The sequence below is a fragment of the Psychrobacter sp. I-STPA6b genome (assembly GCF_020662265.1).
Lineage (GTDB): Bacteria > Pseudomonadota > Gammaproteobacteria > Pseudomonadales > Moraxellaceae > Psychrobacter.
Genome location: NZ_VEWM01000057.1, coordinates 93,904 through 107,578, shown reverse-complemented (window position 1 = coordinate 107,578; position 13,675 = coordinate 93,904). Strand labels below are relative to the sequence as shown.

At 37.7% G+C, this 13,675-nt stretch carries 8 protein-coding genes; 4 read left to right on the top strand and 4 right to left on the bottom strand.

Features of this window, described 5'->3' with window-relative positions:
- Positions 1–6: 6 nt before the first annotated feature.
- Entirely contained in the window at positions 7–1,884 is a 1,878-nt protein-coding gene (secD, locus tag FHK88_RS04460) for a protein translocase subunit SecD (RefSeq protein ID WP_227429563.1), read from the bottom strand.
- Between the two features lie 212 nt (positions 1,885–2,096).
- Entirely contained in the window at positions 2,097–2,429 is a 333-nt protein-coding gene (yajC, locus tag FHK88_RS04455) for a preprotein translocase subunit YajC (protein ID WP_227429562.1), read from the bottom strand.
- A gap of 467 nt (positions 2,430–2,896) precedes the next feature.
- On the opposite strand from yajC, the gene FHK88_RS04450 reads away from it, so the two are divergent.
- The 3 genes from FHK88_RS04450 (at position 2,897) to FHK88_RS04440 (ending at position 8,197) form a co-directional block, all read left to right on the top strand.
- Entirely contained in the window at positions 2,897–4,126 is a 1,230-nt protein-coding gene (locus FHK88_RS04450) for a CNNM domain-containing protein (protein WP_264480608.1), read from the top strand.
- Positions 4,127–4,381: 255 nt separating this feature from the next.
- Positions 4,382–4,867: a hypothetical protein gene (locus FHK88_RS04445; protein ID WP_227429561.1), complete on the top strand. Its 486-nt coding sequence runs from the start codon at positions 4,382–4,384 to the stop codon at positions 4,865–4,867.
- A gap of 138 nt (positions 4,868–5,005) precedes the next feature.
- Positions 5,006–8,197, top strand: coding sequence for a LysM peptidoglycan-binding domain-containing protein (locus tag FHK88_RS04440; protein ID WP_227429560.1), 3,192 nt, complete (start codon positions 5,006–5,008; stop codon positions 8,195–8,197).
- Positions 8,198–8,612: 415 nt separating this feature from the next.
- On the opposite strand, the gene FHK88_RS04435 is transcribed toward FHK88_RS04440, so the two are convergent.
- Together FHK88_RS04435 and FHK88_RS04430 are read right to left on the bottom strand one after the other, a co-directional pair.
- Positions 8,613–9,830 (bottom strand): transglycosylase SLT domain-containing protein, encoded by a 1,218-nt coding sequence (locus FHK88_RS04435; protein ID WP_227429559.1) that lies wholly within the window; start codon positions 9,828–9,830, stop codon positions 8,613–8,615.
- Between the two features lie 1,121 nt (positions 9,831–10,951).
- Positions 10,952–11,731, bottom strand: a complete 780-nt coding sequence (locus FHK88_RS04430; RefSeq protein ID WP_227429558.1) for a Nif3-like dinuclear metal center hexameric protein — start codon at positions 11,729–11,731, stop codon at positions 10,952–10,954.
- A gap of 365 nt (positions 11,732–12,096) precedes the next feature.
- Here FHK88_RS04430 and FHK88_RS04425 point away from each other — a divergent pair, with 365 nt between their 5' ends.
- Entirely contained in the window at positions 12,097–13,407 is a 1,311-nt protein-coding gene (locus FHK88_RS04425) for a S1C family serine protease (protein ID WP_227429557.1), read from the top strand.
- The last annotated feature ends 268 nt before the right edge of the window (positions 13,408–13,675 follow it).

Genomic DNA, 13,675 nt, shown 5'->3' with positions numbered 1-13,675 from the left:
CGCCTCCTAACCAATGCTTAATTTTTTAATGTTTTTACGTTTACCATATGTCAGTTGTACTAAAGCACGGGTGACAATAATGGCGGTGAATAGCGAGCTTAAAATACCGATAGCTAATGTAATAGCAAAGCCTTTGATAGGTCCTGAGCCAATAGAGAATAAGATAATGGCGACTAGCAGTGTGGTGATGTTTCCATCAAAAATACTACTAAAAGCTCGGTCGAAACCTGCAACGATAGCAGACTTTGGTCTTGCACCCTCTTGTAGCTCTTCTCGAATACGTTCAAAGATAAGTACGTTTGCATCAACTGCCATACCAATGGTTAAGACAATACCAGCGATACCCGGTAGTGTAAGTGCTGCACCTAAAATAGATAAAACAGCAACAATAATCATCAGGTTAAATGCTAAGGCAACATTGGCAATTAACCCAAAGACACGGTAAAAGACAATCATAAATAGGAAGACTAAGAAATAACCAACCTGTGTTGAATACAAGCCTTTTTCAATATTCTCTTTACCCAAAGATGGACCAATGGTGCGCTCTTCGACAAAGTACATTGGTGCAGCCAATGCACCAGAGCGTAGTAGCAAGGCAAGCTCAGCAGCCTCAGCATTACTGTCTAAGCCTGTGATACGGAATGATGAGCCAAGGACAGCTTGAATATTTGCCTGATTGATGATTTTAATATCAGCATAGGGTGTACGAGTTTCAATTGTCTCACCGGTTTCAGGGTCTTTGCTATAGCTAACACGCTGTTTATTTTCAATAAATAATACAGCCATTTGTTTACCAACAGAAGTTTTTGTGGCATTTTGCATCAGCTTACCGCCAGCAGTATCAAGTGTGATATTTACTTCTGGGCGACCACTTTCATCTAGCCCAGTTTGGGCATTTTGGACTTTATCACCGGTAACAATGGCTTGACGTTGTAACAGTGTTGGAGGACCATCAAGGCTGCCAAATGGGAAGGCCTCTGTACCTGCTGGTGGAATACCGCCATTATAAGTACTATTTTCATCAGCGACTAAACGGAATTCTAGGTTTGCTGTACGCCCTAAGACACGTTTTGCTTCAGCGGTATCTTGGACACCTGGTAGCTCAACAACAATACGATTTGAGCCTTGAGACTGTACCAGAGCTTCAGATACACCAAGCTCACTAATACGATTACGCAGAGTTGTTAAGTTTTGTCCAACAGCATACTGAGTAATTTCTGTAATAGTTGCTTCATTATAGGTTATAGTTAGCTCAGGTCCTTGGTCGTCTATTCCTGCTTGTAAATTAAACTGCGTGCCATTACTAGATTGGATAATGCGTTGCGCTTTATCACGGATGTCAGTATCACTAAAATGTAACGACATGCCATCGGTTAAAAGCTTCATGCTAGTAACAGGTACTTTTTCGCGACGTAATTCTTGTCGAACTTCACGGCTGACATTTTTGAGACGTTGCTCTAATGCTTTGTCTACATCAACTTCTAAAACAAAGCGAACACCACCACGTAAGTCCAGCCCCAGTTTTGCTGGTTTTGCACCAATAGAACGTAGCCATTCAGGTGTTGTTTGCGCAAGGTTTAACGCCACAACATAATTTTCTCCAAGTTGCTGCCTCAAGACGTCTTGTGCCTGTAGCTGTTCATCAGGAGTATCAAAGCGTAGTAGCGCGCTGTTACCTTCAAAGTCACCATCATGATAAGCAATACCTGCTTCATCTAATAAAGACTCTGATTGTTCGAGGATACCTTGTGTTAGCTGAGTTCCCGCTGAAGAGCTAGTAATCTGGACAGCAGGTTCATCAGGGTAAAGGTTGGGAAGGGCGTATAATCCTGATATGGTTAAGACAACGAGGATTAAAAAATATTTCCAAGCAGGATAGTGCATAATCACTTCTTCATATAAATAATGTTGGTTTGACAGTCTTATACTTAGCTTTTAGGTTTAAATTATCTAAATATAAACTATAATTGTAAATAGAAAGTCAAGCCAGCCATAATAATAACTGCAAAATTAAAAGATGGCTATTGGATAGGATACAAAGATGCAGTCACAATAGCCGTGTATGTATTTATGTATATCTTTAAGTATTTAAAAGGCTACTTTAACCCATCCATAGTGCCAACAGGTAAGACTGAAATAACAGATGCACGTTGTACCATCACCTCAGTACGATCGTTCAAGCGAACCACAGCATAATCACCATCTAGTTTTTTGATACAACCCATTAAACCACCAGCAAAGATAACTTCATCCCCTTCGCTTAGTGAGTTCACCATATTGCGGTGTTCTTTACTACGTTTTTGCTGAGGTCGGATGACCAAAAAATAGAAAATAGCAAAAAAAGCAATGGGTAGTAATAATTGTCCGATAATTGAAGTTGTACTTGCTGCTTCTGGCGCTGCGTGTGCTGCTTGAATGAATAAACCCATATAATAAATCCTTACTATGAAAAAATAAGTGGCATAGTACCAAAAAAATGGCGTAATGATAACCGCTACTTGTATCAGAGCGGTAAAATCTTGACTAGACTGTATGAATTTAACAGCAATATCTAGACGCAATTGTTTATTGCGATGATACTTTGGTATATCATACTCTCATTGTTTGATTGATAGTAGGGTATGTTAAACATTCTAACTAACAAAGATTTGTTTCTACCCTTACTGTAAATCAGATAAGTTTGAGCTTGATAGGAAGTCTAGAGAGATTAAGTAGAGATAGATAATCTCATGGAAGGTGATGGGTTTATACTAAAATATATTGAATATATTCATTATCTATATAAATTTTAACAAAGAACTGTTAATCTAGCTTTATATTAGGTGGTGTTTGACTTTGTATATTACTTACCTATTTTGCCAAAAATATAATATATTCATTACTAAGGTTTATAGCTTTGATTCCTAAGAGATTGCAACCGTTGATACAGATAAAATCAGCACGTTATTTAGTACCATTGTTACTTGTTGTTGTACCCAGTTTATGTCTAGCAGCTGCTTCTAGTGTTGGTGCGGTACAAACATCGGCTTATGGCGTACATGTGACCTTGCTGATATTATTTGTTTTACTATCCGTAGTTGTGTCATTTATCTGCTCTGTCTCTGAAGCAACTATCTTATCTATGACACCCTCGTTTATCGCCTCTATTCAAGAAAAAGAACCTAAAAAAGCTGAGCTTTTACAAAAGGTTAAAGTGGATAATATTGACCAATCCATTGCTGCTATTCTAACACTCAATACTGTTGCACATACAATTGGCTCATTAGGCTCTGGTGCACAGGCAACCATCGTGTTTGGTAGTACTTGGTTTGGTGTATTCTCTGCTGTAATGACTCTTATTATTCTGATTGGAACTGAGATTATCCCAAAAACACTTGGGACAGCGTATTGGAGGCAGTTATCAGGACCAGTTGCATATTTTGTTAAAGGTATTATTTTCTTACTATTCCCTTTAATTTGGATGTCTGAAAAGATTACTAAGTTATTGACACGTGGTAAAGAGTTGCACTCTTTTAGTCGCAATGAATTTGCTGCATTGGCAAGTGTTGGAGAAGAGTCAGGACATATTGACCCACTTGAGTCACGTATCATTCGTAACTTATTGGCATTTGGTGCCATAAAGGTAGAAGATATTATGACCCCACGTTCTGTTATTTTAGCTTTTGAAGAAAATATGACAGTGGGGGAGTTGATGGCAAACCGTCCAAAACTTTCATTTTCACGATTACCTATTTATGATGAAGATTTGGACAATATCACTGGCTTTGTACTGAAGTCTGATCTACTACTTGCAAAAGCCAATCAAGAAATGAACCAGCCATTATCTAGTTATCAACGTGAAGTTAGTTTTGTATTCTCAAAGATGAAACTGTTTGATTTACTGGATTTAATGTTAAAAAACCGTATTCATATTGCCATTACTGTTGGTGAGTATGGTGAAGTTAAAGGATTAGTTACACTAGAAGATGTGTTGGAAACTTTGCTAGGTTTAGAGATTGTAGATGAAATTGATAGGGTGGAAGATATGCAGGTGCTGGCAAGACAGATGATGAATCGTCGGGCTGTTAGATTGGGAATGTCTGTACAAGAAGATGATCATGATGGTACGAAAAATGATGGTCAGTGATAATTTTTTATGTTTTCAGAAAGCTCTATAAGATAATCTTATAATAATTATTTATTGCTCTCATTAGTATAACCTTTTAGGATAGTCAGTAGTATTCGTGACACTCTACCTTATAGATGTAACTAAATATTACAGTATGTTGAGTATTATAGGGTTGCTATCCTGTATGATGGCAATTATGGTGAGATTGTGAGCTGAGGTTTTGAGCCATAATCTTCGAAAAATACTCTTTGCTTTAATATAGGAGCAAGAAAGATGAAGAAATTTTTATTCACTCAGTTATTACGTCATAGCATTGTCAGTGTTGCCTTGGCAGCACCACTAACCCTTGCTACAATGATGAGTGCTTCTGCGGCAATGGATGAATCACAGGTTTATAGCTATGCTTCAGCAATGAAACAAGCTGCTAACAGTAAAAATATTGCTATGGTTGATAAACTGGTTTCTGATGATGCATTAATCTCTATGTCTCGTCGAGGAAAAACAACCAGCCTTAATAAAAATGCCTATCTGAAATTGCTACAGGACAGCTGGGATCAAACCAGTAATTACCATTATGACATCAGTGTCTCAAATATTGTGACTAGTGGTAATCAGGCAAAAGCAGATGTAAAAACAGTAGAGTCATGGGTGAAAAATGGTCAACCAACGACATTAACGACCTCATCACGTGCGACGCTGGTTTCTACTGATAACAATGCAGTGTTACTACGTGCTGTAGCACAAGTAACGATTGAATAATTCTTATTGATTAATAATAGGCTTTGATGGTAAGTTAAGTACATATTTAGTATGATGAAGGGCAAATTAGCTACTGTTTTTTTGTTCATACTAACCTTTGAATTTCATCAAATCACAAACTAGGAACTGAGCGATATCATGTCTCAAAAAGTCCCCACAACATATTCATTTATTAAGCTACCTTTGTGTTTAGCAGTAACATCATTATTGTTGACTGCCTGCAGTAATACTCCAACTGTTCAAAGAGCACCAACTGCAACGCAAGTGCCAGTTTCGTCATCTCAACAGTCTACAAGACAGCCTGCTAGTGCACCAGATGTGACTTATCAAGCACCAACCCAACAGCCAGCAATAGCGCCAACATCTGCATATAGTACAGCGCTGTTAGATGAGGACAGTCTTGATGAATTAGAAAGCTTACTTGAAGCTACTGACATGAGTATGGTAGAAGATAATAAGCTAGTTATTCAGCGTGTTGGTGACTTGTGGGATAGAGTTCGAGGCGGTTTCCGTTTAAATCAAGATCAGTATACTAGTAATCCTCGTATTGAAGCGCAAAGGGGATGGTTTATTAGTCGACAAGATTATCTCAATCGTTTAACTGCTCGTGCTAGTCGTTATTTATATCATACGGTTCGAGAAGCAGAGCGACGTAATATCCCAACTGAATTAGCATTATTACCAGTTATTGAAAGCTCTTATGATCCAACGGCAACCAGTAATGCGGCTGCTGCAGGATTGTGGCAGTTTATTCCAAGTACTGGACGAATTTATGGGCTGGCACAAAGCAGTAGTTATGATGGGCGACGTGATGTTGTGGAGTCAACAAGAGCTGCCTATGACTTTTTGACAGCCTTACATAATCAGTTTGGTAGCTGGGAGTTAGCATTAGCTGCATATAATGCAGGTCCTGCTCGTATTGAAAGAGCGATTAAAGCAAATGAAGAGCGTGGTCTTCCTACTGATTTTTGGTCATTGAACTTACCAACAGAAACTAGAAATTATGTACCGCGCTTTTTAGCAGTAGCACAAGTGGTACAAAATCCTAGTCGTTATGGTGTCTCCTTGCCACCTATAGCAAACAGAGCTCACTTTAGAAGTGTACCGACAAACTATGGTGTTAGTCTGGCTGATGTATCACGTATCACTGGTGTTAGCTATGATGAGCTAACTAAGCTAAATCCAGCCTTAAAAACGGGTCGTATAGATGCTTCTGGTGCTAATCGAGTTATCATTCCTAATGAAGTGAATTTTTCTATAGATGATAAAATTTCTGCATTATCCGCTGATAGCGGTCGAAATGTAACAATTGATGAAGCCATCATTTCTGAGACTTATGATCCTAATAGACCAGCATTGTCTGGTTCATCTAGCGAGTTGGCAGAGTTTGCTCAAAATGCACGAGTATTAAATCAAAGTAGTAGCCAGCCTCTAAGTCCAGCACAAGAGCAAATAAAAACTCAAAAAGCAGAGCAGAGTATTGTTGCATCTACATCAGCAACAGTGACTCCAAATAGAACTATTATCCAAGAGCCACCTTTATCACAAGCTGAAAAAGATTTTATCTCAGCACAAATTCAACAACAAACACCTCAAGTAGCAGAAGTAGTAAATCCCTCAGATGGTAATATTAAGCTATCTGCAGTGCAAACTCAGCAGTCTATATTAGAAGCACAAGGTAAAGAGAAAAAGCTGGAGTATGAAAGTAGCACAGTAGCTACTAGTAGTACTCGTCCAAGACCACAAGGGACTAGAACAACGTATCGAGTTGTACCGGGAGATACACTGTCTAATATTGCTTCTCGTGCTAATGTTACTGTGCAAGATATTGCAGAGTGGAACCAAATTAAGCCAAATGGTACGTTAATGGCAGGTTCGACCTTGTATTTATATAATGCTCGCCCCATTGCTCCTTTAAGTTCGGATACAGGTCGTACTTCTACTGCATCATCTGCTCGTCCAACGAGTTATGTGGTACAAAGGGGTGATACACTGATTGAAACTGCAACACGGTTTGGTCTGTCAACCAGTGAATTAGCGAGTTATAATAATTTACCTACAAATGCACAGTTACGCTATGGAGAAAAGTTATGGCTGATACCTGGACAAGTTGAGCCAGTGGCAGCACCAAAAGAGACTGCTTCATCAAGTAGTTCAGTAATCAATAATAGTTATACTGGACGTACAACCAATTACAAAGTACGTCCTGGTGATAATTTAACTGTATTAGCTGGGCAATATGGCATATCTGTATCTACATTGGCAGGTATGAATGGATTGTCTAGTAGTGCTGGATTATATACAGGTCAAGTTTTGACAGTGCCAGCTGGTACAAGAACATCTGCACCCACTTCAAGTGGCTCAGCAAGTGCTGCATCAACAAGCAAATATACAGGTCCTGTTTCAACGTACCGTGTGAAGTCAGGCGATACCTTAATTGGTATAGCAAATGACTTAGGTGTGAGTCGTGAAGATATTGCAAGTTTAAATAGCTTTGGAGCAAATGCTCAGCTATTACGTGGTAGCAATATTAAAGTGCCTGCCAGTCGTGAGACTGTAGATCTAAATCTAAATAATCAATCAGTTTCTTATAAAGTAGCCTCAGGTGATACATTAATTGGTGTGGCTCGTCGATTTAATGTTTCGGTTAGTGACTTAGCTGCGGCGAATAATTTATCAACAAATGCACAGTTGATTTTAGGGCGCACTATTACAATCCCTGCAAAAGGTCAAGTATCTTCTGCCAGTCAGGATGGTGGTAGAGCCTCTTCTGCAACTACAAGTCGTGATACAGCGCAGCTATTGAGCAATACAACAAACTATAAAGTAAAATCTGGTGACACACTTATTGGTTTGGCTAATCAGTATGGTGTCAGTGTTTCAGATTTAGCGAAAACTAATGATTTAGCAACTAATGCACAGTTACAAATTGGACAAACTTTAAAAGTTCCTGAGCAAGCAAGACAAAGTAGTAGTGCATCATCGTCCACCTCTTCAGCGTCTACATCTAATAGTATGAATACCTTTAAGAGTACAGAAGAGTATACAGTGACAGCGGGAGATACTTTGATTGGACTGGCACGTCGATATGGTGTCAGTGCAACAGAGCTTGCTTCTGCAAATGGATTAAGTTCTTCTGCAATGTTGCAACGTGGTCAGCGACTCAAAGTACCTAAGTTGACAGTTAGTTATAAAGTGAAGTCTGGGGATAGTTTGATAGGCTTAGCTGGTCGTTATGGTATAGCTGTGAGTGAGCTAGCAAAAATGAATGATTTGGCAGATAATGCACAATTAAAAATTGGACAGATTCTAACCGTACCAAATCGTTAATACTTTTTGTTTCAAGTCGTTATACACTAAGTATTGATAAAGCCACTTTCTATAAAGTGGCTTTGTTATTTTTAGGGATAGGTAAAAAATAAATACAGTATTTTGTATTTACCATAGTTACAGACCCTAGACAGCTATAGTGTTTGTTATTTTATTTCTGTTTAGTGTATAAACTGGTACCGTAGTTCATTTTAGGCTTTGGATTTTGTAAAGGAGAGTGTAGGGTGGATGTATTTTATTAATTAGGATATCTACAGTAGGACTAAGAAAGAAAAATATAAATAGAACAGATACGTATCTATATTTAGGTTTGGTAAATAGGATATATAAAGCTAAACATAGATCGTATCTATTATAAATTTAGTTATTGAGAGCTTAATTGCTATTGTTTAGCATTTAGTAGGTTATTGAAATGCTAAACACTTTGCGTCTCATTTTCTTCTAATTTAATAGATTCAAGATAGCTGCGTATATTCTTGACATAGTGCATACATTGGACATAACGTGAGTTGTTTGAGGCATTATCTAGCATATAAGCATATACATTTGCCCAGCTATTACCATCTTCACCTTGACTTTCTAGCTCTTGTTGAATTTTCTTAATGGCATTAGGACCCATATTATAAGAAGCTAGAGCAAACCATAAGCGATCTGGGTTTGGTACATCTGCAAATTTTTCTTTCATTTGATTTAAATATCGAGCGCCACCGCCAATACTTTCAAATGGGTCAATACGATTAGAAACCCCCATTGCTTCTGCAGTGCTATTTGTCAGCATCATTAGACCCTGTACACCAGTAGGAGAGACAGCATTTGGGTTTAAATGCGACTCCTGATATCCCATAGCTACTAATAGCTCCCAGTCATGATCATAGTTTTTTGCTTGCTCTTGGAAAGAGTGTATGTAGTTTGGCAACTGCTCGTCTAAGGCTGCTTCAAAGTGCTGTTGATTATAGGCGTCTTTCAGTAGGTTTTGGTTATAAAAGTTAGCCAGCTTGGCAGTTTCCTGCATACCATGATTGTCACATAAATAATGGCTTGCTGTGATTGCTAATGGGTCGTGGGAGTATTTAAAGCTCCAATTGACTTTGGGGTGTAGCCCATTACTGGTTAGCTTTTTATCTTGTCCACAGCTCAGGTTCATGCTGGCTAAGGATTGGGCTTCCATATTAGCTGTACTAGCAGTGGTCAATGCCATATCAGCTTGCCCTAGTTTGACAGCTGTTAATGCTTGTGCGTCATTGTCAAAAGTTCTGAGTTCTAGCTTAACACCTAAACTATTTGCATATGCACGAGTTAGATCATAGCCAAAGCCATGTTGAAAACCGTCCGTAGCAAAAAAAGTGCTGTCTCCTTTGACAGCTGCTACAGTGAGGGTATTTGTTTGCATCACTTGATCATAGCTATAAGTTGGTATTTGTTCAGACAGTGTTGTTAAGCTTTTAGCCGGTAATGAGAGTAAAGCAATGCTGGATATTTGTACTAGCTTTTTTGTTTTGTTAAAGCGTGATGTTCGGCTTTTATTTTGTTCACAGATATTCGCCCAAATCTTTGTGTACCTTTGTGTTGGTAAATTAGTTGGTTTTAGTTTCTGTTTTAGACGACGGTTAAAGCGATGGGACATGCGATGCATGGTGGCCTCCTTTATTCTATCATCCATATCATGCACTGAATGATGATGACAATAAATTTGTATCATCTAAAGTCAGTTTTTTATCATATTCATCAAGTATTATTGGAGAATATGGGTTGAGATATGAGTCATAAGCCAGATGTAACTTCTATTATATATATGCAAGATACAAGCCATTATATATATGCAAGATACAAGCCATTTATCAAGATGTTTCTATGCTAGATAATTAGGATGTATAAGATATATACAAATAATACTGGACTTAATGTTGTATTGGTTAGATGCTTTGTCTAATGAAACACGTGTATATCAATGACACATGATATGGGCTGTGTGCATAAAAACAAGTGCTTTGCAAATGAGAATAAGTATTATCATGATTAGTGACTTTAACACTAAGATTGATAAATAAAACTTATCACTGACAAACATCTAAGTAATAATATCGCTTGTTGTAACTATGCAGTTTGCCTAATCTACATTCAAGCTTTGCATGTGCAAAAAAGATAGAGTGTGCAAAAATATAGACAAATGGTTTAAATATATTAATAAAACAAGAACTTATGTTTGGTTTTATTTTGTATGGATTGGATTGTGGAGATGTAACAAAAAATTATAAAAGTAAAGTGTTTTTTTTAGTCTTAGAGTTTTTTATCAGGTTTTTAGAGATACTTTTTTATAAACTATTGATTAATATATATTATTTTATTCGTATATTTGGAGATGGAGAGATGCTTTTAGTGTTATTTTTACACATTCCTATTGATGTTGATATTTGTAGATATCACTTGTCTTATTTTATATAAGTAAGCTTAGGGTTTGTTGAGGATTTATCTTCATAGGAAAAATTGAGATATTGATTTTAACAGATGGTTATTTAGATAAGGCAATAACGTAAAGGTAAGTTTAGCCAGTTTTTACATGAAAGTAAAAAACAGTTGTATCCCATCTCCCATGTGGGTATTAGCTCTGATGGTGTAAAAGTTCAAAACCTTAACTCTAATATTTCGTTTTCATCTACAAAGCTACTGTGTTTAAGTGTATTGTATTGGATTAAGACACGACGTATTAACGTCAGTGTCTTAGCTTTTTTGATAAAGATAAATATTTAATAGTTCTTAGACGGGGTTATGGTCATCAATAAACATCACTTCAATTTGTGGAAATTGCTTTTTAATTAGTTCTCCAAGTGCTTGAACGCCATACATTTCAGTTGCATGGTGTCCACAAGCTAGGTAGTCAATACCAAGCTCTCTAGCTGCATGTGTGGTACGTTCAGATATTTCCCCTGAGATAAAAACTTGACAACCTTGTAGGGCTGCTTGTTCAATCATATCCTGTGCAGCCCCTGTACAGATAGCGACATCAGTAATGTATTTTTGACTACCACTGATATGTAGGGGAGAGCGTTGGAGAGTATCTGTAATTTTTGCAATTAATTGTTCGATGGGCTGCTCAGTACAGGTTGTTATGTTTCCCACAGGATGTGATTCATGGGGAAATAATGCACCAGTTATCTTTAATCCTAAGTGTTGTGCAAGCTGTGCATTATTACCAACAAGGGGATGCGCATCTAAAGGAAGATGATAGGCAAGTAAAGAGATGTTATTTTGTAATAAGCTTCGTATGCGTTTACCTTTTATTCCTGTTAGTGTTGCGTCTTCACCTTTCCAAAAATATCCATGATGAACCAATATGGCATCGGCATTAGCAGCTATGGCGGCATCTATAAGATTTTGGCTGGCTGTAACTCCTGTAATGAGCTTTTTGATGGGGGTATTTGCATCAACTTGTAGTCCATTGGGGCAGTAGTCTTTAAACTCAGTAGTACATAAGTAGTCGCTACACCATTGGCTAAGTTCGGTTGGCATTGGTGCGTGTATTGAGTTATTTGACATAAGAGTAAATACCTTGTTTTACGGATGTGTAATATAAAAAATAATTTTTATCTATATATAGGTAACTTCAGAGAGTTTTTGTTAACAAATAGCTATAAAAAATGAGGTGTTTCATTGAGTTTAGAGATTTATAAGCGTTCAACAAGTGTTACACTATAGGCAATTTACAGTAGTCGTTAAGTTAGCCCGTTACTCTTAATTAACTATATATAGATATGGTGTAGTGTTCCCATAAAGATTGAGAGTCACTGTATACTTAGAGCTTGCTGGGTTTATATCGTATTAGTCTTGTTTTTTCAAGTCTTTCTTGTATTTGAATCTATTCCATATTGTGTGTTTATTGCTGTTACAGCAGAGGTTATTCTATGCCATCTTCATCATCCCAAAGTAGTTTTTTTTGGAAGCTATTACCTTGGTTACTTTTAGTGATAGTTTTGGTAGCTTTTGGGTGGGTGTATATGGGACAAAAAGCACAACAACAGCCAATTTGGCAACCACCTAGAAATGAACAGACATCTGCCAATTTATCCATAAGCTCAAGTCGAGATAAGCCAGAACCTATTAGTAGTTATCATGATGCAGTTGCAAAAGCATCACATTCGGTAGTGAATATTTATACGACACAAAAAGTCAGGCGGAATCCTTATTTAGATGACCCAATTTTACGTCGGTATTTTGAGTTCAATGGTGGTTTGCCTCAGCAAGATCATGGTTCAACTAACCTAGGTTCAGGAGTCATAGTATCTCCGGATGGCTATATTGTGACTAATGCTCATGTGATTTCTAAAGCAGATGAGATAGTGGTCGCTTTTAGTGATGGAAGAAAAAGTATTGCGAATGTGGTAGGGGTTGATCCTGATAGTGATTTGGCCGTAATTAAGGTAGATATGTCGGGTTTAACACCGTTAGCCTTTCGAGAAAAACCTATTGAAGTTGGTGATGTGGCATTAGCAATAGGTAATCCATTCGGTGTTGGACAGACGGTTACACAAGGTATTATCTCTGCTACAGGGCGTACAGGGTTGGGTATTAATACTTTTGAGGACTTTATTCAGACAGATGCAGCAATTAACCCTGGAAACTCAGGTGGTGCTTTGGTTGATGCGTATGGTGAGTTGGTAGGAATCAATACGGCAATATTCTCACGTTCAGGTGGTTCAATGGGGATTGGATTTGCGATACCTACTGCGTTGGTAGAGCAGGTTATGAATGCCATTATTCAAGACGGGAAGGTGAGTCGAGGTTGGCTAGGCATTGAAGTGAAGTCTCAATTAAGAGATCCTACGAAGATTGATAGTAGTACAGGTGTTGAGGTTCTGAAAATTATCCCAGAAAGTCCAGCTGCGGTTAGTGGTTTAGAGGTTGGTGATATTATATTGTCTATTGATGGTATTGAGATGACAGATGCAAATCGTTTGATTCAATATGTAGCCCGTAAATCTCCAAATACAGTGCTACAAACACAAGTATTACGTGGACACAGGGATATGGATATTGATATTACTCTGGCAGAACGACCTAGTCAAAATGAGAGGTTTATTCAACCCCAACCCCAACTTCAATCACCAGCACTGCCACCAGATCATCCACAGATATTCCCAAATGTGGAAGGTTTGAGTGAAGAGGAACAGGCTTTATTAAATGAAGAAGTATTGAGATTGTTTAGAAATCATTGAAAAAATATGCTTTGATGGTAATCCATTATACTAGCTATGGCTTTTGAGTTAGATATATCTATGCTTAATAGATTGAGTATGATATCTATTTATAATCGACCCAATGCTACCTTCTGTTGTATTACCCCTTATAAGTATGAGGGTTGGTTGAACACTTAAATGTTAAGTTCATACTTACAAGGGGTGCAACTATCTTCTGCTTTCATAAATAAATTACCTATATTTATTGCTCTAACTAAGATTCTAAAACTCAGCTTATTAAAAGGCA